Annotated in this window: 22 protein-coding genes; 8 read left to right on the top strand and 14 right to left on the bottom strand. The window is 67.2% G+C overall.

Annotated features, from left to right (window positions below):
• Positions 1-12 precede the first annotated feature (12 nt).
• Positions 13-612, top strand: a complete 600-nt coding sequence (locus tag CHB77_RS06535; RefSeq protein ID WP_089387372.1) for an HNH endonuclease — start codon at positions 13-15, stop codon at positions 610-612.
• 4 nt (positions 613-616) lie between these two features.
• Here the strand turns inward: CHB77_RS06535 and CHB77_RS18280 are convergent, their stop codons facing one another.
• Together CHB77_RS18280 and dapA are read right to left on the bottom strand one after the other, a co-directional pair.
• The gene (locus CHB77_RS18280) at positions 617-790 is read right to left on the bottom strand and encodes a hypothetical protein (RefSeq protein ID WP_165456213.1); all 174 of its coding nucleotides are present in this window, start codon (positions 788-790) and stop codon (positions 617-619) included.
• Positions 791-901: 111 nt separating this feature from the next.
• A complete protein-coding gene (gene dapA, locus CHB77_RS06540) occupies positions 902-1,777 on the bottom strand; it encodes a 4-hydroxy-tetrahydrodipicolinate synthase (protein ID WP_089387373.1) in 876 nt (291 codons plus the stop codon).
• Between the two features lie 112 nt (positions 1,778-1,889).
• Between dapA and CHB77_RS06545 the strand changes: the two genes are divergently transcribed.
• Positions 1,890-3,941 (top strand): lytic transglycosylase domain-containing protein, encoded by a 2,052-nt coding sequence (locus CHB77_RS06545; RefSeq protein WP_089387374.1) that lies wholly within the window; start codon positions 1,890-1,892, stop codon positions 3,939-3,941.
• A 183-nt stretch (positions 3,942-4,124) separates the two neighbouring features.
• Here CHB77_RS06545 and CHB77_RS06550 read toward each other — a convergent pair whose 3' ends face one another.
• From CHB77_RS06550 to CHB77_RS06565, 4 genes are all read right to left on the bottom strand, one after another.
• Positions 4,125-4,328: a protein-tyrosine phosphatase family protein gene (locus tag CHB77_RS06550; RefSeq protein ID WP_131023320.1), complete on the bottom strand. Its 204-nt coding sequence runs from the start codon at positions 4,326-4,328 to the stop codon at positions 4,125-4,127.
• A 101-nt stretch (positions 4,329-4,429) separates the two neighbouring features.
• Positions 4,430-5,413 (bottom strand): DMT family transporter, encoded by a 984-nt coding sequence (locus tag CHB77_RS06555; protein WP_242626552.1) that lies wholly within the window; start codon positions 5,411-5,413, stop codon positions 4,430-4,432.
• A 75-nt stretch (positions 5,414-5,488) separates the two neighbouring features.
• The gene (locus CHB77_RS06560) at positions 5,489-6,277 is read right to left on the bottom strand and encodes an inositol monophosphatase family protein (RefSeq protein ID WP_089387376.1); all 789 of its coding nucleotides are present in this window, start codon (positions 6,275-6,277) and stop codon (positions 5,489-5,491) included.
• Positions 6,278-6,346: 69 nt separating this feature from the next.
• Positions 6,347-7,261 carry a LysR family transcriptional regulator gene (locus CHB77_RS06565; protein WP_089387377.1) on the bottom strand — a complete coding sequence of 305 codons (915 nt, stop codon included), beginning with the start codon at positions 7,259-7,261 and terminating at the stop codon, positions 6,347-6,349.
• A gap of 90 nt (positions 7,262-7,351) precedes the next feature.
• On the opposite strand from CHB77_RS06565, the gene metF reads away from it, so the two are divergent.
• Positions 7,352-8,224, top strand: coding sequence for a methylenetetrahydrofolate reductase [NAD(P)H] (gene metF, locus CHB77_RS06570; protein ID WP_089387378.1), 873 nt, complete (start codon positions 7,352-7,354; stop codon positions 8,222-8,224).
• Positions 8,225-8,289: 65 nt separating this feature from the next.
• Here metF and CHB77_RS06575 read toward each other — a convergent pair whose 3' ends face one another.
• Positions 8,290-9,444: a type III PLP-dependent enzyme gene (locus CHB77_RS06575; protein ID WP_089387379.1), complete on the bottom strand. Its 1,155-nt coding sequence runs from the start codon at positions 9,442-9,444 to the stop codon at positions 8,290-8,292.
• A gap of 173 nt (positions 9,445-9,617) precedes the next feature.
• On the opposite strand from CHB77_RS06575, the gene CHB77_RS06580 reads away from it, so the two are divergent.
• The 5 genes from CHB77_RS06580 (at position 9,618) to CHB77_RS06600 (ending at position 15,489) form a co-directional block, all read left to right on the top strand.
• Positions 9,618-10,049, top strand: coding sequence for an Lrp/AsnC family transcriptional regulator (locus CHB77_RS06580; protein ID WP_089387380.1), 432 nt, complete (start codon positions 9,618-9,620; stop codon positions 10,047-10,049).
• Between the two features lie 425 nt (positions 10,050-10,474).
• On the top strand, positions 10,475-11,197 hold the full coding sequence (locus CHB77_RS06585; protein WP_089387381.1) for a DUF1428 domain-containing protein: 723 nt from the start codon (positions 10,475-10,477) through the stop codon (positions 11,195-11,197).
• A 10-nt stretch (positions 11,198-11,207) separates the two neighbouring features.
• On the top strand, positions 11,208-11,687 hold the full coding sequence (locus tag CHB77_RS06590; protein WP_089387382.1) for a VOC family protein: 480 nt from the start codon (positions 11,208-11,210) through the stop codon (positions 11,685-11,687).
• Positions 11,684-12,325 (top strand): glutathione S-transferase family protein, encoded by a 642-nt coding sequence (locus CHB77_RS06595; RefSeq protein ID WP_089387383.1) that lies wholly within the window; start codon positions 11,684-11,686, stop codon positions 12,323-12,325. The genes CHB77_RS06590 and CHB77_RS06595 overlap by 4 nt, the downstream gene beginning before the upstream one ends.
• 74 nt (positions 12,326-12,399) lie before the next feature.
• The gene (locus tag CHB77_RS06600; protein WP_089387384.1) at positions 12,400-15,489 is read left to right on the top strand and encodes a valine--tRNA ligase; all 3,090 of its coding nucleotides are present in this window, start codon (positions 12,400-12,402) and stop codon (positions 15,487-15,489) included.
• 70 nt (positions 15,490-15,559) lie between these two features.
• On the opposite strand, the gene CHB77_RS06605 is transcribed toward CHB77_RS06600, so the two are convergent.
• The 7 genes from CHB77_RS06605 to CHB77_RS06635 all read right to left on the bottom strand — a co-directional run bounded on the left by CHB77_RS06605 (position 15,560) and on the right by CHB77_RS06635 (position 21,577).
• Positions 15,560-16,654 carry a pyridoxal phosphate-dependent aminotransferase gene (locus CHB77_RS06605; RefSeq protein WP_089387385.1) on the bottom strand — a complete coding sequence of 365 codons (1,095 nt, stop codon included), beginning with the start codon at positions 16,652-16,654 and terminating at the stop codon, positions 15,560-15,562.
• Complete coding sequence (locus tag CHB77_RS06610; RefSeq protein WP_089387386.1) at positions 16,654-16,890, bottom strand: Lrp/AsnC ligand binding domain-containing protein; 237 nt, start codon at positions 16,888-16,890, stop codon at positions 16,654-16,656. The genes CHB77_RS06605 and CHB77_RS06610 overlap by 1 nt, the downstream gene beginning before the upstream one ends.
• 30 nt (positions 16,891-16,920) lie before the next feature.
• Complete coding sequence (locus CHB77_RS06615) at positions 16,921-18,291, bottom strand: MATE family efflux transporter (RefSeq protein WP_089387387.1); 1,371 nt, start codon at positions 18,289-18,291, stop codon at positions 16,921-16,923.
• A gap of 78 nt (positions 18,292-18,369) precedes the next feature.
• Positions 18,370-18,717, bottom strand: coding sequence for a hypothetical protein (locus CHB77_RS06620; protein ID WP_089387388.1), 348 nt, complete (start codon positions 18,715-18,717; stop codon positions 18,370-18,372).
• Between the two features lie 4 nt (positions 18,718-18,721).
• Positions 18,722-19,651 (bottom strand): DnaJ C-terminal domain-containing protein, encoded by a 930-nt coding sequence (locus CHB77_RS06625; RefSeq protein ID WP_089387389.1) that lies wholly within the window; start codon positions 19,649-19,651, stop codon positions 18,722-18,724.
• Between the two features lie 57 nt (positions 19,652-19,708).
• The gene (locus tag CHB77_RS06630) at positions 19,709-20,767 is read right to left on the bottom strand and encodes an aldo/keto reductase (RefSeq protein ID WP_089387390.1); all 1,059 of its coding nucleotides are present in this window, start codon (positions 20,765-20,767) and stop codon (positions 19,709-19,711) included.
• 57 nt (positions 20,768-20,824) lie between these two features.
• Positions 20,825-21,577 (bottom strand): ABC transporter ATP-binding protein, encoded by a 753-nt coding sequence (locus tag CHB77_RS06635; RefSeq protein WP_089387391.1) that lies wholly within the window; start codon positions 21,575-21,577, stop codon positions 20,825-20,827.
• Between the last annotated feature and the right edge of the window lie 56 nt (positions 21,578-21,633).

The following is a 21,633-nucleotide window of genomic DNA, read 5'->3' on the forward strand; positions in this document are numbered from 1 at the left end:
GGGAAGGCGTTTATGCTGGATCAGCGACATCAGACGGATTTTCGAACCCAGTTCGTGCGCGAACCCGCAAGCCTGCGCCATTATCCGGCCCTGGTGTTGAACGCGGATTACCGTCCGCTGTCCTATTACCCGCTGTCGCTCTGGCCGTGGCAAGAGGCGATCAAGGCCGCATTTCTGGACCGGGTGGACATCATCGCCGAATACGACGCCGTCGTGCGAAGTCAGAGGCAGGCTTTCCGACTGCCCTCGGTCGTGGTGCTGAAGGATTATGTCAAACCCCAGAAGCGCGTGGCCTTCACGCGCTTCAATCTTTTCCTGCGGGACGAATTCTGCTGCCAGTATTGCGGGGCCAGGGGCGACCTGACCTTCGATCATGTGGTGCCCCGGTCGCGGGGTGGCGTCACCAGTTGGGAAAACGTCGTCGCAGCCTGTTCGCCCTGCAACTTGCGCAAGGCCAACCGCAGCCTGCGCCATTCCGGCATGACGCTGCGGCGCAAACCCTGCCAGCCCAGCCCCGAGCAGATGCACGCGGCCGGTCGGCGCTTTCCGCCGAATCACCTGCACGACAGCTGGATGGATTTCCTGTACTGGGACGCCGAACTGGAAAGCTGACCGGTCAGGCGTCGTGATCGTGCCTGTTGCCCTGCGACAGGTGCAGGGCCGCGGCCGCCGACAGCGTCACCATCGCCAGCACCACCACGGGCGCATTGGCGGAAAAGGCCGCCCACAGCGTCAGCGCGGCGACAAGGATGACAGCGGCGATCAGGACCAGAAAGTGCGGCAAGGGCATGGCGGGTCATCTCCTCCCCTTCAATATGGGGCCAAGAATCCGCTTTGAAAAGACGATGCGCAAAATGCGCGCGAAATCGCCGCACCCGCCGGGCGTCAGCCTGCAAGGGCGTCAGATCAGGCCTGCATGGTCCAGCGCCGCGTCGATCAGGCGGCGCGCCGGATCGGTCAGCGGCACCAGCGGCAGGCGCACCCGTTCGTCGCACAGGCCCAGCCGGGCCATGGCATATTTCGCGCCCACCAGCCCCGGTTCGCAGAAGATTGCAATATGCAGGGGCATCAGCCGGTCCTGGTATTCCAGGGCCTTGGCATAATCGCCCGCCAGCGTCGCCTCCTGGAATTCGGCGCACAATTTCGGCGCCACATTGGCCGTCACGCTGATGCAGCCCACGCCGCCATGGGCGTTGAAGCCCAGCGCCGTCCCGTCCTCGCCCGACAGCTGCACGAAATCGGACCCGCAGGTGATGCGCTGCTGGCTCACCCGCTCCAGCTTGCCGGTGGCGTCCTTGACGCCGATGATCGTGGGCAGTTTCGCCAACTCGCCCATGGTTTCCGGCGTCATGTCCACGACTGATCGGCCGGGAATGTTGTAGATGATGATGGGCAGGTCGGACGCCTCGGCCAGCGCCGTGTAATGGGCGATCAGGCCGGCCTGGGTGGGCTTGTTGTAATAGGGCGTCACGACCAGGGCGGCGTCGGCCCCGACCTCGGCCGCGTGGCGGATCAGGCCGATGCCTTCGCGGGTGCTGTTGGAACCCGCGCCCGCAATGACCGGGATCCGGCCGTCCACGGCGCGCACGACCTCCTCGATCACCAGGCGGTGTTCGTCATGGGTGAGCGTCGGGCTTTCCCCGGTGGTGCCGACCGGGACAAGGCCATGGCTGCCTTGATCGACATGCCATTCGACCAGCTTCTTCAGCGTGTCCAGGTCCAGTTCGCCGTCCGGGGTGAACGGCGTGACCAGTGCGGGCAGGGATCCCTTGAACATGACACGCTTCCTTGGAAAATGGTTTTGATCGCGCGCCTGATTAGCCGGGCTTTAGGAACTTGCCAAGGTTGTGAATTGCGTCCCCCGTCCCCGGCGGCGACACAGGGCGGTGATGCGACTTCTGCGCGACATGCTTGCCGCCGGACTGCTGGTCCTTGCGCTCTTGGCCCCTGTCAGGGCCGAGGATGCGGGCGCAATGGCGCTGGCCCTGTCGGCGGCCGAGGCGGGCGATTGGATGACGGCGCGGGATGCGGCCCGCCGGTCCGGCCCGATGGCGGAATCCCTGATCGGCTGGCAGGCGCTGCGCGCGGGCCAGGGCGAGCCCGGCGATTACATCGATTTCCTGCGCGCCCATGGCGACTGGCCGGGGCTGGCCGTGCTGCGCGACCGCGGCGATGCCAAGCTGCGTCCTGACCTGCCGCCGCAAGACATCCGCGACTGGTTTCGGGACCGGCTGCCCCAGACGCTGTCGGCCGAGAATGCCTATCTGGCCACGCTGGACCCTGCTGCGGCCAAGGCTGAACGCGCCCGGTTCTGGACCGCCGTGCCCCTGACCGCGCCCGAGGAAGCGGCGTTCCTGACCGCTTACGGGGCTGACCTGACGCCGCTGATGACCGCGCGGGCCGTGGCGATGCTGGACCGGCAGGACTGGGCGCAGGCCGAACGCCTGCTGGCGCGCCTGCCGGAACCCGACCGACCGTTGCTGGCCGCGCGCATCGCCTTGCAGGCTGGGCGGGCGGGCGTGGACGACCTGATCCTGGCCTTGCCCGATGCGCAGCGCGCCGATCCCGGCCTGACCATGGACCGTTTCCTGTGGCGGGTCCGGGCCAAGCAGCACGAGGGCGCGCAGGCGTTGATGCTGGAGGCTTCGACCAGCGCCGACGCCCTGCGCGACCCGGCCCGCTGGGCGCAGATGAGGGTCGATTACGCGCGCCTGGCCATGCGGGCGGGCGATTGGGCGCGGGCCGAGGCCTTGGCCCGGCCGCATTTCCTGCCGCCCGACAACCGCCATTATGCCGATCTGGAATGGCTGGCGGGCTTCGCCGCGCTGAAATCGGGCGCCCCCGACCGGGCGCTGGGGCATTTCCGCCATCTGGAAACCGTGGTGGGCAGCCAGATCAGCCGGTCGCGCGCCCTTTATTGGCAGGGCCGCGCGCTCGAGGCGATGGGCGATCCGGCGGCGGATGGGGCCTATGCGCGGGCGACGGCGATGCCCGGCACCTATTACGGCCAGCTTGCCGCCGAACGAACCCGCGCGACCATGCCCGCCGATTATGCCGTCCCCGGACCCCTGCCCGACTGGCGGCGATCCCCCCTGGCCGAAAGCCGCGTCTTTCAGGCCGGGTTGTGGCTGCTGGCCACGGGACGCGCGGACGAGGCGCAGCGGTTTTTCCTGCATCTGTCGGACGCCGCCGATCCCCAGGACATCCTGCGGATGTCGCGTCTTATGTACGAGGCGAGGATGCCTTGGCACGGCCTGCGCCTGTCAAAGCGCGCCGCCGACAAGGGCGTGATCCACCCCGCCGCCCAGTTTCCGCTGACGGGGTTGCAGGATACCGACCTGGACGTGCCCCCGGAACTGGTTCTGTCCATCGCGCGGCAGGAATCCGAATTCAATCCGGGGGCGCAAAGCCCTGTGGGCGCGCGCGGTCTGATGCAGGTGATGCCCGACACCGCCAGACAGATGGCCCGCGCGATCGGGGAACCTTTCGACCTGGAACGGCTGACGGCGGACGGGGCTTACAACGCGCGTCTGGGCGCGGCTTATCTGGCGGGGCTGCGCGACCGCTTCGGGGCATCGACGGCGCTGACCGCATCGGGCTACAACGCCGGGCCGGGGCGTCCGGCCCGCTGGCTGCGCGATTTCGGGGATCTGCGCCGCGATGCCGACCCGGTGGACTGGGTGGAACTGATCCCGTTCGACGAGACCCGCAACTATGTCATGCGCGTGACCGAGGCGATGCCGGTCTATCGCGCCCGCATCCTGGGCCGCCCCGCCCCCATCGTGCCCACCTGGGATCTGACCGGCGGCGGCCTGATGCCGCCGCCCGTGGCCCGCCAGACCCTGGCCCTGTCCGCCCGCCCGCCGCAAAGACCATTCATCGGACCCAGGATGCCAGAGGGATGGAGGCCCATGGCGGTCGAGGCATCAAGCAGCCCGTGACGAAACCTTGTATCAGTTGTCCGGAAAGCCCGGCCGGGACTTCATTTCCTTTCAGTTCATGTCCACGGGTCAGCTCATGTCCACGGGCCAGGCCCGGCTGGTCCAGGGACCACTCACAAGGCCGAAGGCCAGCGACGATTGCCATTGCGCAGCGTCCTCGCCTGCCTTCTCGATTCCGGCGACCTACAGCGCGGCCGCCAGCCCGGTTCGGTCGGCCCCGCCCCGGCAATCGATCGGCACGGGCTTCGGCGCGGCTTTCAGCGCCTCGATCGGTTCAAGAACCTGCGCCGCGTCCAGCTGCGCGGCGCGATACACCTGTCCCTTGCTGACCTCGTGAACATTGCCGGTGGGTTGCAGGAATGCCCCATAGCCCGCAACCGTAAGCAACGGGACGCCGAAGGCAGGAACAAACCGTTTCGCTGTGCGCACCGTGCCACCAGACCGATCAACCCCCTTTTCCCCTTTCCAGGGGAGCAGGGCAGCGGCTGTCAACGCGCGTTCTGTCGTGCCCGCCACAACGTGAACAGCCCGGCCGCGACCACGATGGCCGCGCCGATCACCACATTCGGCTGCAACACCTCGCCAAAGACCAGGACGCCGATCACACTGACCCAGACCAGCTGCGTATAGGCAAAAGGTTGCAGGGCCGACGCCTCGGCCAGTTCATAGGCGCGGATCAGCAGCCAGTGCGACAGGATTCCGAAAACGCACAGCAGTCCCATCCAGATCCAGGCGGCAGGGGCCAGCCATTCCCACTGGCCGATGCCCAGCACCGTGACGGTGATCGCCCCGGCGGTCCCGGTCCAGAAAAAGCTGACCTGCGCGGGATCGTCGCGCGACACGTGCCGCGTCAGCAGCCCATAGACCGCGAACAGCAGCGCGCAGACAAAGGCCAGGACGGATCCCAGGTTCAGATCCGTGTTGCCCGGTTGCAGGATCAACAGGATGCCGATGAACCCGACGCCGATGGCGGCCCAGCGGCGCCAACCGACCCTTTCGCCCAGGATCGGCCCGGACAACGCGGCCACCAGCAGCGGATAGGCGGTGAAGATCGCATGGGTGGCGACCAGGCCCAGGCGGATGAACGCCTCGATCATGATGGTCGTCTCGATCACCAGAATGGCGCCGCGCAGGAATTGCGTCTTGGGGCGCCTGGTGCGGATCGCGCGCCTCAGCCCGCCCGGCTGGCGCGCCACCATGGCGATCACGAACAGCGCGAACACCCAGTATCGGATCATCACGATCAGCAGGGGCGGATAATCCGCCCCCAGCATCCGCGAAAACGCATCCTGCCCGGCAAAGATCACGCAGGTCAGGCACATCAGGACGATGCCCAGCCCGGTGCGGTCGGGGCGGCCGGACGGCCCGACCGGCAAAACGGGCGGCGGGGCATTGGCAACGACCGCCGAGGCGGCATAAGGCGGGCTAGTCTGGTCGTCTGGCATGGCGCGTTCCCCGGTCGGGTCCGCCATGCGCCCGTCCTGCCGCAAGGTCAAGACAGCCCGGCCTTGCGCATCATGCACATCCCGGACCGTCGCCCGCGCGCATCAGTCGCGGGTGCGGATGATCCGGGCCAGGGGTTCGAAGACCTGGGTGTTGGCGGCGATCAGGCGGCCCGATTCCAGCGGGTCGTCGCCGTCGCGGATGCCCTCGACGAAACCGCCGGCCTCGCGCACAAGCAGGATGCCCGCGGCCACGTCCCAGGGCTTGTTGCCGCGTTCCCAGTAGCCGTCGTAACGTCCCGCCGCGACATAGGCCAGATCCAGAGAGGCCGCCCCCATCCGGCGCACGCCCGCCGTCAGCGGCATCAACCGTGCCAGATCCTGCAAGGCGGCGGGCAGCGGGCCGCGTCCGGCAAAGGGGATGCCCGTGGCGAACAGCGAATCGGTCAGCGACCGGCGCCCGGACACCCGCATCCGCTGGTCGTTCATGAAGGCCCCGCCGCCCTTTTCGGCCACGAACAACTCGTCCTTGGCCGCGTCGAAGATGACCGCCGCGACAATTTCGCGCTTGTGCTCCAGGGCGATGCTGATCGCCCAATGCGGCAGCCCGTGCAGAAAGTTCGTGGTGCCGTCCAGCGGATCGACGATCCAGCGCCGGGTCGGATCCTCGCCCGCCTCCTCGCCGGTTTCCTCGCCCAGCCAGCCATAGGTCGGACGGGCGCCGCGCAGTTCCTCCTTGATGATCCGCTCCGCCTCCTGGTCGGCCTTTGTGACGAAATCGCCCGCGCCCTTGACGCTGACCTGAAGGTTCTCGACCTCGCGGAAATCCTTGACCAAGCTGCGCCCGGCCTTGCGGGCGGCCTTAATCATGACGTTCAGGTTGGCGCTTGCCATGGGATGCTCCGGGACAGGGGATTGGCGGGCGTCATAGGGGCAAGCGGGGGGAATGTGAAGCGCAGCGCGTCACGCCGCCGCCCCGCGCAGCATCCGAAGCGGCTCGGTCCGCGACAGCCGGAGGACATGGGCCATGTAGGGCTGGGCCAGATCCTCGGCCCGCACGGCGGCATACAGGCGGCGGATGATCCCGCCGCGCGTCAGCGGCAGCATGGCGATTTCCGGGTTGGCGGTTTCGCGGCGCAAGACCCAGTCGGGCATCACCGCCACCCCCCGTCCCGACGCGACCAGCATCAAGGCCACATCGGTCAATTCCACTGTGCGTTGCCGGGCCGGTTCCACGCCGGCGGGGGTCAGGAACTGGCTGAACACGTCCAGGCGCGCCCGGTCCATGGGATAGGTAATCAGCGTTTCCCCCGCCAGATCGGACGGATCGGCATATCCCTTGGCGACCAGCGGATGACCGGCGGGCACGACCAGCGTGGGGGAATAATCGAACAGCGGCTGATAGGCGATGCCCGCCATGTCCTCGGGGTCGGACGAGATCACCAGATCGACCTCTTGCCGGGCCAGCGCGGGCAGCGCGCCAAAGGCCAGCCGCTGGCGGATGTCCAGGTCCACTTCGGGCCAGGCGCGGCGGAAGATGTCCAGCACCGGCAGCAGCCAGTCGAAGCAGGCATGGCATTCCATCGCGATGTGCAGGCGTCCGATCCGGCCCGCTTCGACGCCCCTGAATTCGGCCTCGGTCGCGGCGACCAGGGGCAGCACCTGTTCGGCCAGCCGCAGCAGGCGCATCCCGGCGGGCGACAGTCGCATCGGCTTGGCGCGGCGCACGAACAGATCGACGCCGGCCTGCTCCTCCAGGGCCTTGACCTGATGGGACAGGGCCGATTGGGTGATGTTCAAAATCTCGGCCGCGCGGGCGAGCCCGCCTTGTTCATGGATCGCGCGGACGGTGCGCAGATGGCGCAATTCCAGATGCATGGTGAAACAAACTCATGTCGATCTTGAGGATTATGAATTTGTCTCACGCCGGTTGCCATGGCACAAGCGCCCAAAGCGCAAGGAATCGCCATGTCCCGCCCCAAGATCAGCTTCGAGTTCTTTCCGCCCAAGACGCTGGATGCGTCCTTTCGGCTGTGGGAAACCGCGCGGGCGCTGGCGCCGCTGGCCCCGGATTTCGTATCCGTGACCTATGGCGCGGGCGGCACCACCCGCAAGCTGACGCACGAGGCGGTGACGACCATCCACCGCCATTACGGCATCCCCGTCGCCGCCCACCTGACCTGCGTGGAGGCCACGCGGGCCGAGACGATGGAGATCGTGCAATCCTATGCCGATGCCGGGATCCGGGAAATCGTGGCCCTGCGCGGCGATGCGCCCAAGGGGCAGGACCGTTTCACCCCGCATCCCGACGGTTTTGCCAACACGGTCGAGCTGATCGAAGCGATTGCCGCGCGGGGCGACATGACCATCCGCGTCGGCGCCTATCCCGAACCGCACCCCGACAGCAGCGGCACCGATGCCGATGTGGCCTGGCTGAAACGCAAGATCGACGCGGGCGCGACCAGCGCGATGACGCAGTTCTTCTTTGACGCTGACACGTTCTTTCGGTTCCGCGACAAATGCGCGACGGCGGGGATCGACGCGCCGATCATTCCCGGCATCCTGCCGATCCAGGGCTGGGCGGGGGCCAGGCGTTTCGCGGCGACCTGCGGGACGACGGTGCCCGACTGGGCCGAGGAGGCGTTTTCCAAGGCTGCCGCCGAAGGCCCGGAAGCCGAGCGGGCGTTGTCCCTGCGCGTCTGCATCGACTTGTGCCACCACCTGATGGACGGCGGCGCGGACCGGCTGCATTTCTATACGCTGAACCGGCCGGATCTGACGCTGGCGGTCTGTTCCGCGCTTGGCGTCCGGCCGGTGCGCGATCTGGGCGCGGTGGCCTAGGCCGGGGGCTTCGCGCCCCCGGTCCCCCGCGGGATATTGGGGTGAAGAAGAACAGGAAGGTGGGGTTACTCGAAGCCCATCACCGTGGCCCGCGTCATGGCGCCAAAACCGTTGAAGCGCGTGTTGGTCACGACCGAATAGGCGCCCGCGCCGTGGAAGATGACGTAATCGTCTTCGGCAATGTCGTCGGGCAGGGCCAGTTCACCCGGCAGGCGGTCCACCGAATCGCAGGTGGGGCCGAAAATGACGCGACCGTTACGTTCGCCGGTGCGGGGCTTGCCCTGGGGGGTCAGAACCTCAATCCGGTCGATATTGCCGATGATCGGCAGTTCGGCCAGCCCGCCGTAAACGCCGTCGTTCAGAAACACGCTGTCGCCGTCCCGCACGCCCTTGACGCGGGCGATCAGCGCATAGGCATCGGCACACAGCCCCCGACCCGGTTCGCAGACCAGGGACGGGCCATCCGCGCCGAAACATTCCGTCACCGTGTCGGCGATCTCGGCAAAGATGGAGGTCAGGTCAGGCTCGACACCCACCACGCGATGCGACGGGAATCCGCCCCCCACGTTCAGCCGCGCCGTCGTGACGCCCGCCCTGTCGCAGATGTCCTTCGCCACGCGGATATAGCTTTCCCAGGCGATCGGATCGGTGCATTGGGTGCCCGGATGGAAGGTCAGCGACGGAACATAGCCGCGTTCCGCCACCAGCCCCAGCAAATCCGCGGCCAGTTCCGGGGTGGCGCCGAATTTCGACCCGAAATCATAGGCTGCCCCCAGCACCGGCAACTTGAAACGGGGCGAGATCTCGACCCCCTGCCCTTTGACCGATACGGGCACCTGGTCGAACAGCTTGTCCAGTTCGCTGCGGCTGTCCACCGACCACGCCAGAATGCCTTCGCGGACGCCGTGGGCGATTTCCCGGCCCGACCGGACGGGGTTGTGGTAATGGCGCGCGGCGCGGGGGGCCAGCCGGCCGATCAGATCGATCTCGAACGGGGATGCCACGTCGAAACCCTGGATGCCGGCGGTGACAAGGTTCTGGATCACGGCCTCGTCCGGGTTGGATTTCACGGCATAGGTGACAAGACCCGGAAAGCCGTCCAGAAACTGCCGCGCCCGATCCTGCAACACCGTGGGCGCAAAGGCCATCACCGGATGGTCGGGCTGCATGTGCCGGATAAGGTCGGCCGGATTGTCCCAGACGGTCTTCTGTGTCCCCATTGCGCGGGATCCTTTCACATGTTCAGGGCAGGCGGGCGACAGGTCGAAGCCCTTTAATCCAAGATGGCGCTTTTGGGTTCCAATTTCACCGATGAAAAGGCTAGATTCGCGCCATTCGCCGGTTATTATGACGAACTTCGTGACATTATGACGAAACGGGTGAATCGCGCGCCATGGATGATCTGGACCGCAACATCGTGGCGCTGCTGTCCCAGGACGCCCGCACGTCCATCGCGGTCCTGGCAAGGCGGCTGAAGGTGGCGCGGTCCACGGCGCAGGCGCGGCTGGAACGGCTGGAAACCTCGGGCGCCATCGCCGGATACACCCTGCGCCTGGGCGATTCGGCCAGGCTGGGCCGCATCCGCGCCACCGTCCTGCTGGCCGTGGAACCGCGCAGCCAGCCTGCTGTCCTGACGCGGCTGAAGGCCATGGCCCCTGTCGAACGCATCCACACCACCAGCGGGCGCATCGACCTGCTGGTCCAGATCGTCAGCGGATCGACGGCGGAACTGGACGAGGCCCTGGACCGGATCGGCGCCATCGACGGCATCCGGTCGTCGGAAAGCCTGATCCACCTGACGACCAAGCTGGACCGCGCGGTCTGACCGGACGCCCTCGGCGCAACCGGAACAGGTCCGCGAACCCTTGCGTCCCGGCCAGGCCGGTGCCATCGCGGGACAGGACGAACCCCGCAGCGGGATCCGCGCCTGCCTGCGCACGCAGGATGGCCGTCGCCGGTCGGCCGCAGGGTGACATCATCGCCCTCCGCAGGGGTCAGGCCCCCCGAGACCCGAGCCGCGGTCACGACGCCTGCCCCGGACAATTGCGCCAGGATCAGTCCGCGCACCACCGGCAGCGCCCGGCGGTCGTGGACGACATTCAGGATACAGGCGGCAAGGCATCCCTCGGCGCAGCGGATGCGCGGATTCTGGCAGGCCTGGATCATGGCCCACAGTATCAGTTGCTTTTCACGCGGCAACGGGCACCCTTTCCCCGTGCCAGGCCTTTGCCAAGCCAGAAAGGAATCGTCATGACCTATATTTCCGGCTTCGTCGCCGCCGTTCCGAACGCCAACAGGGACGCCTTCATCGCCCATGCCAAGGCCGGGTGGCCCTGGTTCCACAAGCGCGGCGCGCTGCGCATGGTCGAGTGCCTGGGCGAGGACGTGAAGCCCGGCAAGCAAACCGATTTCTATCGCGCGACCCAGGCCAGGGACGACGAGGTGCCGCTGTTTTCCTGGATCGAATGGCCCGACCGGCAAACCTGCGACGCGGCCTGGGCCAGCATGGACAGCGACCCGGATCTGCCGGCCATGCCCGAAATGCCCTTTGACGGGATGCGCATGTTCTGGGGCGGGTTCGATCCCGTCGTTCAGGTGGGCGAAAGCACCCCCGGCCGCTATGTCCAGGGCTTCGTGCTGGCCGCGCCGGGCGACCGGAAGCAGGCCTATATCGACATGGCCAACAGCGCGACCGACATGTTCCGGCGATACGGCGCGACCTGTCAGGTCGAATGCTGGGGCGCGGACGTGCCCCATGGCAAGCAGACCGACTTTTACCGCGCGACCCAAGCCAAGGACGGCGAGGTGCCGCTGTTTTCCTGGATCGAATGGCCCGACCGCGCCACCTGCGACGCGGCGGGCCGCAAAATGGAGGCCGAGATGGCCGGGATGGACATGCCCGACATGCCCTTTGACGGGATGCGCATGTTCTGGGGCGGGTTCACCCCGGTCTTCGACAGTAAGACCGCCTAAGAATGCGATCATGGCCAAGGTTCGCGGAGATCCCGTCCGGTTCGAGCTTGCGCCCGGCACGGGCGCGCTGGATGCGGCGGGCGCATTCCGTGCGGGCGGGGCGGCCTTTGATCCGCAAACGGCCGGGCACGGCAACCGGGCGGAACCGATGTCGGGCGATCCGGAGGCGGGCTTTCGTTTCCCTTCGAACCTGTTCGGCGGGTCCACGGGCGGCGCGATGGACAGGGGTGACATAGGCACATATCGGATATTCGGCCATGACGGGTCCGACATTGGCAGCATGACGGGCCTGGGCACGGCGCCGCAGCCCCGTTGGCTGGCCTGCTTTGGGATCAACGGCACAAATTCCGCCGCCCGCCGGATCACGGACCCAGGCGGCGCCATCCGGCACGGCCCCGCCCTCGTTCCGGGGGATGCGCATATCGTCGCCGCGACCGATCCGCGGGACGCCCGGTTCGCGCTGGCCGGGCCGCAGGAGGAAACACCATGAGCCTGATCCTGACCACCTATGACTGGGTGCCCGACGCTCCGCGCGGCTTTGTGCGCGACATCCGCGTTCGCTGGCTGCTAGAGGAACTGGGACGTTCCTACCGCGTCGAAACCGTGCCGTCGCGCGGCAAGACCGCCGCCCATCTGGACAGCCAGCCCTTTCACCAGGTGCCCTTCGTTCGCGACGGCGACCTGACCCTGTTCGAATCGGGCGCGATCCTGCTGCATCTGGCCGAAGGCACCGGCCTGATGCCCGACGCGCAGCGCCCGCAGGTCCAGCAATGGCTGATCGCCGCCCTGAACAGCGTCGAGCCGTTCAGCATGGCCTGGATCGTCGCCCGGTTCTTCGACAAAGATCAGGCCGCCGCCGCCCGCCGCGAACTGTTGCTGCGCCAGCGGCTTGGGCAGTTGCAGGCGGCCCTGGGCGACCACGACTGGCTGATGGGCGGCACCTTCACCGTGGCCGACCTGCTGATGGCCGACATCCTGCGCATTCCCGCGCAGAACGGCCTGCTGGACGATCTGCACGGCCTTGCGGCCTATGTCGAACGCGCCACCGACCGCCCGGCCTTTCGCAAGGCCCTGGCCGACCAGATGGCGCACTGGCGGGCGGCGGACGACCGAAAGGCCGCCCCCTAGGGCCGTGCACCGCGCATCTTGGCCTTTGCCTCGGGTTTCGCTAATCCGTCCCCAAGCCAAGGGGATCTGCCGACATGAGCATGGACAAAAGCTTTGACGCCACCGCAGCCGAGGCGCGGATCAGCGCGGCCTGGGACGCATCGAACGCCTTCGCCGCCGGGGCCAATGCCCGGCGTGCGGAAACCTTCACGGTGATGATCCCGCCGCCGAACGTCACCGGCAGCCTGCATATCGGCCACGCCTTCAACAACACCTTGCAGGACATCCTGGTCCGCTGGCACCGGATGCGCGGCTTCGACGTGCTGTGGCAGCCCGGACAGGACCACGCGGGCATCGCCACGCAGATGGTCGTGGAACGCAAGCTGGCCGCCGAGGGCAAGCCGCCACGCCGCGACTGGTCGCGCAAGGATTTCACCACTGAAATCTGGCGATGGAAACAGGAATCCGGCGACACGATCATCAACCAGTTGAAACGGTTGGGCGCATCCTGCGACTGGTCGCGCAACGCCTTCACCATGTCGGGCGCACCCGGTGCCCCTGCGGGCGAGGACGGTAATTTCCACGACGCCGTGATCCGGGTCTTTGTCGATCTCTACAACAAGGGCATCATCTATCGCGGCAAGCGTCTGGTGAACTGGGATCCGCATTTCGAGACCGCGATCAGCGACCTCGAGGTCGAGAACCGCGAGGTTCCGGGCCACATGTGGCACTTCAAGTATCCGCTGGCGGGCGGCGAAACCTATGAATACGTGGAACGCGACGCGGACGGCAACGTCACGCTGCGCGAGACGCGCGATTACATCAGCATCGCCACCACCCGGCCCGAGACGATGCTGGGCGACGGCGCGGTGGCGGTCCACCCGGACGACGCGCGCTATGCCCCCATCGTCGGCAAGCTGTGCGAGATCCCGGTCGGACCCAAGGAACACCGCCGCCTGATCCCGATCATCACCGACGACTACCCCGACCCCGATTTCGGGTCCGGCGCGGTCAAGATCACCGGGGCGCATGACTTCAACGACTACGCGGTGGCGCTGCGCAACAACATCCCGCTCTATGCGCTGATGGACACCAAGGGCGCGATGCGCACGGACGGGCTGTCCTATACTGAGTCCGCCGCCATCGCCACCCGCGCCGCGCGGGGCGAGGATGTGGGCGACGTGTCCCAGGTGAACCTGGTCCCCGAGGATCTGCGCGGCCTGGACCGTATGGATGCCCGCAAGCGGGTGATCGACCAGATCAATGCCGAGCGTCTGGCCGTGACCTATCTGCACAAGGAGATCGACCGCGACACCGGGGCCGAGCATCTGGAACGCCGCCCGCTGGTCGATGCCAAGCCGATCATGCAGCCCTTTGGCGACCGGTCCGGCGTGGTGATCGAGCCGATGCTGACCGACCAGTGGTTCGTGGACACCCAGCGCATCGTCGGCCCGGCGCTGGAGGCCGTGCGCGACGGCCGCACCGCGATCCTCCCCGAGCAGCACAAGAAGGTCTATTTCAACTGGCTGGAAAATATCGAGCCTTGGACGATCAGCCGCCAGCTGTGGTGGGGGCATCAGATCCCGGTCTGGTACGGGCTGGATCTTGGGATGGAAGGTCAGGTCGATGACGACCACGATGGCGAACTGGACGATGTCGAGATCTTCGCGCTGCTCGAGGAGGGTCTGGTCCACCGCGACGAAATCCACCATGCCGCCCCAAACTTTGGCGAGGTGATCGAACAGTTCCGCGATTCCATCGCCGCCCTGCCGCAGCCCCTGGAAATCGCCCGCATTGTCGAGGTCGCCGACCGCGAGGCGGCCATCGACGCCTTTGCGCAGGGCCTGGCCGATTACAACCTGACCCAGGATCCGACCCGGCTGGTCTATCCCGTCTGGCGCGACCCCGATGTCCTCGACACCTGGTTCTCCTCCGGTCTCTGGCCCCTCGGCACGCTGGGCTGGCCCGAGGACACGCCGGAACTGCGCCGGTATTTCCCGACCGACGTGCTGGTCACGGGCTTCGACATCATCTTCTTCTGGGTCGCCCGGATGATGATGATGCAGCTCGAGGTCGCGGGCGACGTGCCGTTCCGCACGGTCTATGTCCACGGCCTCGTGCGCGATGAAAAGGGCGCCAAGATGTCGAAGTCGAAAGGCAACGTCATCGACCCGCTGTTGCTGATCGACGAATACGGCGCCGACGCGCTGCGCATGACGCTGACCGGCATGGCCGCGATGGGCCGCGACCCCAAGCTGGGGCCGAAGCATGTCGAAGGCGCGCGGAACTTCGTCACCAAGATCTGGAACGCCACCCGGTTCGCCGAAATGAACGGCGTACGCGGCGGCGGCCCCCTGCCCCGGCCCACGCATACCGTGAACCGCTGGATCATCGGAGAGGTCGCGCGCATCCGCATGGCCACCGACGAGGCGCTGGCGACATACCGCTTCAACGACGCGGCGAACGGGCTTTACGCCTTTGTCTGGGGCACGGTCTGCGACTGGTATGTCGAATTCGCCAAGCCGCTGCTGGACAGCGACCATGCCGACGAGACCCGCGCGACGATGGGTTGGGTGCTGGACCAGTGCTATCTGCTGCTGCACCCCATCATGCCCTTCGTGACCGAGGAATTGTGGCGCCTGACCGGGGACCGCGACCGGATGCTGGTCCACGGCGACTGGCCGGACTATGGGGCCGACCTGATCGACCCGGATGCCGACCGCCAGATGAACTGGGTCATTTCGCTGATCGAGGCGGTTCGGTCGGCCCGCGCCCAGATGGGGGTTCCGGCGGGCGCCAAGCTGGACCTGATCGTGACCCAGGCGGACGATGCGGCCCGCGCGGCCCTTGCCGCCAATGCGCCGCTAATCGAACGGCTGGCCCGCGTCAATGCCCCGGCGGACGGCGTGGCGGGGCGTGGCATGATCGCGGTCGCGGCGCAGGGGGCCAGCTTTGCCCTGCCCATCGGCGACGTGATCGACGTGGCGGCGGAAACGGCGCGGTTGCAGAAGGCGGTGGCGAAATCCGAAAAGGACGCGGATGGGCTGCGCAAGCGGCTGGGCAATCCACGCTTCGTCGAAAACGCCGAAGCCGAGGTGATCGCGGAAACCCGCGACAAGCTGGCCGCGCTTGACGACGACATCGCCCGGCTGAACACGGCCCTGGCGCAGTTGGCGGCGCTGTGAGCCATTCCGCCGGGGGCGCTTGCGGGGAACGCAGGAGCCTCCGGCGGGGAAATTTGCGTGAAGAAGACGCCTAGAGGGTCTTGAGCGCGCGCGGCAGGGCCTGGGCCAGGATGTCCAGTTCGGGGCCGGGCGCGCAACTGATGCGGATGCAGCGGTTCAGCGGCGCCACGCCGGGCATTCGGATGAAGACGCCTTCGGTTGCCAGCGCATCGACCAGCCGGCGGGCGAAGGCGCCGTCGCGGCCGATATCGACGGCCACGAAGTTGGTGGCCGACGGCAGCGCGGTCATGCCGTTGTGGGCGGCGATGGCGGCGATGCGGTCGCGGGCTGCGGCAACCCAGGTCACGACCCGCGCCAGCCAGTCCTGATCCGCCAAGGCCGCCAGCGCGCCGGCCTGGCCGGTGCGGTTCACGCCGAAATGGTTGCGCACGCGATCAAAGCCCGCGATCAGGTCGGGATGGCCGATGGCATAGCCCATCCGCGCGCCCGCCATGCCATAGGCCTTGGAAAAGGTGCGCATCCGGATGACGCGCGGATCGTCAGGATCGATGTCGGGCATAGACTCTGCCGGGACGAATTCGGCATAGGCTTCGTCCAGCACCAGCAGCGCGCCTTCGGGCATCCGGTCCAGCATCGCCTGAATCACCGCGCCCTTGTGCCAGCTTCCCATGGGGTTGTCGGGATTGGCGAGATAGACCAGCCGCGCCCCGGTTTCCGTGGCCCGGTCCAGCAGGGCCTGCGGGTCTTCGGCATCGTTGCGATAGGGCACCTTGTGCAGCGTGCCGCCAAAGCCTGCCACATGAAAGTTGAAGGTCGGATAGGCCCCGTCCGAGGTCACGACCGCATCCCCCGGCGCGACCAGCAGCCGCACCAGCAGGCCCAGCAGGCCGTCGATCCCCTCGCCCACCACGATGTTTCCAGGTTGGACGCCGTGATGGGCGGCAAGCGCATCGATCAGATCAAAGCTGGTCGGATCGCCGTATTTCCAGGCATCGGTTGCCGCGGCCTGCATCGCCGCCACCGCGCGGGGGCTGGGACCGAACCCGTTCTCGTTGGCGCCCAGCCGCGCGGCGAAGGGGCGGCCCGTCCGGCGTTCCAGCGTTTCCGGCCCGACAAAGGGCACGCTCGCGGGCAGGGTCGCGGCAATCGGGGCGAAACGGATCATCAGAAGGCGCGGAAGGTCATGGTGGTCAGCGTGCGGCTTATATGGGGAATGTCGAACAGGCGTTCGGACAGGAACCGGCCGATATCCTGATCCTCGGGGATATAGACCTTGGCGATCAGGTCGTAATCGCCGGACGTGGAATACAACTCGCTCACGACCTCTCGGTCGTAGATGGCCTGGGCGACCTGATAGGTCTTGCCAGGCTCGCAGCGGAACTGAACGAAGACGGGTCGCATCGGGGCCTCCTGGGATCGGTCGGGCGCAGGTTAGACCGCCACTGCCGGACGGGTCCAGACCCCGCGCGCATGACCGCGCCAGAACCGCGCCATCAGCAGGGCCGATGCCACCGTCAGTCCGACGCAAAGGCCCAGCCACAGCCCGGCGGGTCCATGTCCCAGCGGAAAGGCCAGACCCCAGGCCACCGGAATTCCCACCAGCCAATAGCTGAAGCCCGCGATCCACATCGGCACACGGGTGTCATGGACGCCCCGCAGGAAGCCAAGCGCGATCACCTGAAAGGCGTCCGCCAACTGGAACAGCGCCGCATAGACCAGCAGCGCCGCGCCAAGCGCCACGATGGCAGGCCCGCGCGGATCGGCGGGGTCGAGGTAAAGCCGCACCAGCCCCTCGCCCGCGATCAGATACAGCGCGATGGCAAGGCCGGCAAAGGCCAGCGACAGGCCGATCACGGTGATCGCCGCGTCGCGCATCCAGGCGTCATCGCCGCGGCCCTTGGCCTGGCCGACGCGGACCGTGGCGGCGTTTGACAGACCCAGATGAACCATGAAGGTGATCGAACAGATTTGCAGCGCGATGCCGTGGGCGGCCAGTTGCTGCGTGCCGATCCAGCCCATCATAACGTTCGATCCGACGAACAGCCCGCCCTCGGCCACCATGGTCAGGCCGATGGGCCAGCCCAGCCGGAACACCTGCCGCATGGCGACGGGATCGGGTTTCCAGAACCGCTGGAACAGCCGATACTTGCGCGTGGCAGGCAGCCAGCGGGCGTAGGCGACCAACAGGCCAAGCTGGACGACCTGCACCGTCAGGCTGGCGATGGCCGCGCCGCGGACCCCCAGTTCGGGGGCGCCCAGGGTGCCAAAGATCAGCATCCCGTTCAGCGCCACGTTCAGCGGCAGACCGACCAGCGTGACCCACATCACGACCTGCGTCCGCTCCATCGCGGCCAGGTATGAATTCAACGTCACCTGCGCCAGCACCACGGGCAGTCCCCAGCCGGCGATGCGCAGGTAATCCTGCGCATGGGCTGCCACCGCTGGCGTCTGGCCCAGGGCGCGCAGGACCGGGTCGGAAAACCACATCAGCGGCGTGACCGCCAGGCCGAAGCCCAGCGACAGCCACAGCGCCATGCGGGCCGACCGGCGCACCTCGATGTCGTCGCCGCGCGCGATGGCGGTGGCGATCAGTCCCAGCACGGCCGTGCCGAAGCCCATCCCCAGAAAGAACAGGATGTGAAAGAACGAGGTCGCGATGACCAGACCGGCCAGCGTTTCCACGCCGTACCAACCGACCATCACCGTATCGGCCACGCCGATGCTCATGCGCGCCAGATGGCTGCCGATCAGCGGCAGGCCCAGCGACAGCGTTGCGGCGATATGGGGCAGGTAACGGACCATGAATCCGCCTTAGCGCGGCCCGGCAGGCTTCACAATCTGCACGTCGGGCAGGCTGTCTTGCGGCGGGGTTGAAAGCGGTCAGTCCCGAACGATCACCCGGACATTGCGGACATGGGTGATGATGCGGCCGCGCACATCGTCGGGTTCGGTGGCGACAGCCTGGATCAATGCCCGCATGTCGCCGCGCGCGGTGTTCAACTGATCGATCAGGGACATGACCATGACCAGGACATCGTTGGGCAGGTCATAGACATCGGACAGGTCGCACAGCAGTTGCAGGCGCGCCACATCGGCTTCCGTGAAGGCGTGGCCCTGCGGCGTGACGACCGGCGTCACCACATGGGCGGCGACAAAGGATCGCAGCCGCGCGGGATCCAGATCGTCCAGGATCGCCACGACGTCGGTTTCCGAATAATGACGGGCCATCCGCTTACCCCCCCGCCTCCATCCCGGCGCGCGGATCATAAGGGTGATCCTTGCGCCAGCCTTCCATGAAGCGGGCCAGATCCTCGTCCACCCTGGGCGGCATCACGACCTTGAGTTCCACCTGCTGATCGCCGCCGTTGACGCCCCGCCCGCGCAGGCGCAGTTTTTGCCCGGTGGTGGCGCCCCTGGGGATGGTCAGGTTGACCGGGCCGTCGATGGTGGGGGCGGCGACCTTTCCGCCCAGAACCGCCTCGGGCAGGCTGATGGGAAGGGTCAGGTGGATGTCGTCGCCCTCGCGGCGGAAATCGGGATGGGGGGCGATGGCGACGGTCAGATAGGCGTCGCCCGATCCCCCCTGCCCCAGGCCCTGCCCGCCCTTGCCCTTCAGCCGGATGGTCTGGCCATCGCGCACGCCCTTGGGAATCGCCACCTCCAGATCGCCGCCTTCGGGCAGGGTGATGCGGGTCTTGCCGCCCCGCGCGGCGGTCAGGAAATCGACCTCGAGCGAGAAGCGGTAATCCTGGCCGCGCACATGGAAATCGCGCGGATCCTCGGCCCCGCGCCCAAAGCCGCCGAACCCCCCGCCGCGCCGGCCGAACAGGTCGGAAAAGACCCCCGACAGGTCGGGGTCGCCGTCGAAGCCATAGCTGCGGGCATAGGGATTGCCCGCCGCCTCGGCATGGTCGCGCCAGGGGCGGCGCTGCGGGCGCTCCTGTCCCTGAGCGTCGATTTCGCCCGCGTCAAAGCGGCGGCGCTGTTCGGCATCCCTCAGCAGGTCATAGGCGGCAGATGCGGCCTTGAAGCGCGCGGTCGCTGCCGGATCGGGGTTCAGATCGGGGTGATCGGCCTTGGCGATCTTGCGATAGGCCTTCTTGATCTCGGCGTCCGTCGCCGATTTCGTCAGTCCCAAGGCTGCATAGGGATCGCCCGCCATGACCTGTCCTCATCCTATGGCTTATGGATCAACAAGATAGGCAATAGCCGGGCGCGATCAATAGGGCAGCGGATACTGCTTGTGCAGCCGGTCGATCGCCTTGCGCAGATCGCCGGGCACGGGCTTGCCCAAGCCCGCCATCAGGTGGTTCAACTGATCCAGAGTGGTGGCGCCGATGATCGGCACGACCTTGAAGGGCCGCGTCAACTGCCAGGCGATCGCCATGTGAATGGCGTCCCAGCCGTGTTCGGCGGCCAGTTTGCCATAGGCCTCGGTCGCGGCCACGCCTTGCGGCGTCTTTCGCCCGCCCAGATTGCCCAGGCCCCCGCTGGCCTTGTCCGCCGCGGCCCGGCTGCCTTCGGGGATGGCGCCGCCCGAATACTTGCCCGACAGCAGCCCGGCGGCGAGGGGCGAATAGGACAGCAGCGTCACAGTCTCGTTCACCGCGGTTTCGGCCAGATCGGTGTCATACAGCCGATACAGCAGCGAATATTCGTTCTGGATCGTCGCCATGCGCGGGGCGCCGACCCGGTCGGCCATATCGCACCAGCGGGCAAGGCCCCAGGCGCTTTCGTTCGACAGGCCCACGGCGCGGATCTTGCCTGCCCGTTTTGCCGCCGTCAGGGCGCCCAGGACATCGGCCATGTGGTCCAGCGTCTGCTGTTTCGACTGCTTGGACGGATCATAGTTCCAGTTCTGCCGGAACGCATAGCTGCCGCGCACCGGCCAGTGCAGCTGGTACAGGTCGATCCGGTCGGTTTGCAGGCGCTTCAGCGATCCGTCGATGGCCTGCGCGACGATGGCCCCGTCATAGGGCGCCCCGTCGCGGACCATCTGGCTGGGTCCGGTGATCTTGGTGGCGATTTCAACCCGGTCGCGTTTGCCGGTCCGCGCCAGCCAGTTGCCGACGATGGTTTCGGTCAGGCCGATGGTTTCGCGCCGCACCGGGTTCACGGGATACATTTCCGCTGTGTCCAGAAAGGTGATCCCGGCGTCCAGGGCGCAGTCCATCTGGGCATGGGCGTCGGGTTCGGCCGTCTGGTTGCCAAAGGTCATGGTGCCCAGGCAAATCTCGCTGACCTCGACATCGCTGCCGCCCAAGTTCACGCGCTTCATGGTGGTTCCTTTCGTCGTTCCGCGCAACTTACCGACGAGGCCGGGACGCGCAAGCCGTCATGCCCGTGCATAGCCCTCGGACGCGGCGATCAACTGGCGGGTATAATCCTGCTGCGCGGTCCCCTGGCGCAGGGATTCCACGCCCATCACCTCGACGATGCGGCCCGCCTGCATGACGGCCAGCCGGTCGCACATGTGGCCCACAACGGCCAGGTCGTGGCTGACCATCACATAGGTCAGCCCGTGTTCCGTGCGAAGGTCGGACAGCAGGTTCAGGATTTCGGCCTGCACGCTGACATCCAGGGCGCTTGTCGGTTCGTCCAGCAGCAAAAGGCGCGGCTCGGCGGCCAGGGCGCGGGCGATGGCGACCCGCTGGCGCTGCCCGCCCGACAGCTGGTGCGGATAGCGGAAGCGGAAGCCCCGCCCCAACCCCACATCGTCCAGCAGGCGCGCGATGCGGCGGTCGATGTCGTCCATGCCTTGCAGGCGCAGGGTTTCCGACAGGACCGCATCGACCGAATGGCGCGGATGCAGGCTGGCATAGGGATCCTGGAACACCATCTGCACGGTCTTGTAGAAGGCCCGGTCGCGCTTGCGCGCGGTCAGGGGCTGCCCTGCGACCGCGATGGTGCCCGACCAGGTGTCGATCAGCCCGGCGACGGCGCGCAGGATGGTCGATTTGCCGGAACCGGATTCGCCCACAAGGCCGAAGCTTTCGCCCTGGGCCACGGTGAAGCTGGCATCCTTCACGGCATCCACGCGGTCGGGTTCATGGCCGAACCAGACGTTCAGGTTTTCGACCCTCAGCATGGGCGGCACCGTGGCTGCGGGGGTTTCACACCCCCGCGCCCCCGTGGGATATTTAG

The sequence above is a fragment of the Paracoccus sediminis genome (assembly GCF_900188295.1).
Lineage (GTDB): Bacteria > Pseudomonadota > Alphaproteobacteria > Rhodobacterales > Rhodobacteraceae > Paracoccus > Paracoccus sediminis.

Excerpts from the sequence above, each read along its gene's own strand:
- CHB77_RS06565 (WP_089387377.1), bottom strand. The coding sequence starts at position 7,261 with ATGCATCTGGAATTGCGCCATCTGCGCACCGTCCGCGCGATCCATGAA.
- CHB77_RS06535 (WP_089387372.1), top strand. The coding sequence starts at position 13 with ATGCTGGATCAGCGACATCAGACGGATTTTCGAACCCAGTTCGTGCGC.
- CHB77_RS06590 (WP_089387382.1), top strand. The coding sequence starts at position 11,208 with ATGGCCAAGGTTCGCGGAGATCCCGTCCGGTTCGAGCTTGCGCCCGGC.
- dapA (WP_089387373.1), bottom strand. The coding sequence starts at position 1,777 with ATGTTCAAGGGATCCCTGCCCGCACTGGTCACGCCGTTCACCCCGGAC.
- CHB77_RS06555 (WP_242626552.1), bottom strand. The coding sequence starts at position 5,413 with ATGGCGGACCCGACCGGGGAACGCGCCATGCCAGACGACCAGACTAGC.
- CHB77_RS06635 (WP_089387391.1), bottom strand. The coding sequence starts at position 21,577 with ATGCTGAGGGTCGAAAACCTGAACGTCTGGTTCGGCCATGAACCCGAC.
- CHB77_RS06580 (WP_089387380.1), top strand. The coding sequence starts at position 9,618 with ATGGATGATCTGGACCGCAACATCGTGGCGCTGCTGTCCCAGGACGCC.
- CHB77_RS06605 (WP_089387385.1), bottom strand. The coding sequence starts at position 16,654 with ATGATCCGTTTCGCCCCGATTGCCGCGACCCTGCCCGCGAGCGTGCCC.
- CHB77_RS06615 (WP_089387387.1), bottom strand. The coding sequence starts at position 18,291 with ATGGTCCGTTACCTGCCCCATATCGCCGCAACGCTGTCGCTGGGCCTG.
- CHB77_RS06625 (WP_089387389.1), bottom strand. The coding sequence starts at position 19,651 with ATGGCGGGCGATCCCTATGCAGCCTTGGGACTGACGAAATCGGCGACG.
- CHB77_RS06560 (WP_089387376.1), bottom strand. The coding sequence starts at position 6,277 with ATGGCAAGCGCCAACCTGAACGTCATGATTAAGGCCGCCCGCAAGGCC.
- CHB77_RS06575 (WP_089387379.1), bottom strand. The coding sequence starts at position 9,444 with ATGGGGACACAGAAGACCGTCTGGGACAATCCGGCCGACCTTATCCGG.
- CHB77_RS18280 (WP_165456213.1), bottom strand. The coding sequence starts at position 790 with ATGCCCTTGCCGCACTTTCTGGTCCTGATCGCCGCTGTCATCCTTGTC.
- CHB77_RS06595 (WP_089387383.1), top strand. The coding sequence starts at position 11,684 with ATGAGCCTGATCCTGACCACCTATGACTGGGTGCCCGACGCTCCGCGC.
- CHB77_RS06545 (WP_089387374.1), top strand. The coding sequence starts at position 1,890 with ATGCGACTTCTGCGCGACATGCTTGCCGCCGGACTGCTGGTCCTTGCG.
- CHB77_RS06620 (WP_089387388.1), bottom strand. The coding sequence starts at position 18,717 with ATGGCCCGTCATTATTCGGAAACCGACGTCGTGGCGATCCTGGACGAT.
- CHB77_RS06610 (WP_089387386.1), bottom strand. The coding sequence starts at position 16,890 with ATGCGACCCGTCTTCGTTCAGTTCCGCTGCGAGCCTGGCAAGACCTAT.
- metF (WP_089387378.1), top strand. The coding sequence starts at position 7,352 with ATGTCCCGCCCCAAGATCAGCTTCGAGTTCTTTCCGCCCAAGACGCTG.
- CHB77_RS06600 (WP_089387384.1), top strand. The coding sequence starts at position 12,400 with ATGAGCATGGACAAAAGCTTTGACGCCACCGCAGCCGAGGCGCGGATC.
- CHB77_RS06630 (WP_089387390.1), bottom strand. The coding sequence starts at position 20,767 with ATGAAGCGCGTGAACTTGGGCGGCAGCGATGTCGAGGTCAGCGAGATT.
- CHB77_RS06585 (WP_089387381.1), top strand. The coding sequence starts at position 10,475 with ATGACCTATATTTCCGGCTTCGTCGCCGCCGTTCCGAACGCCAACAGG.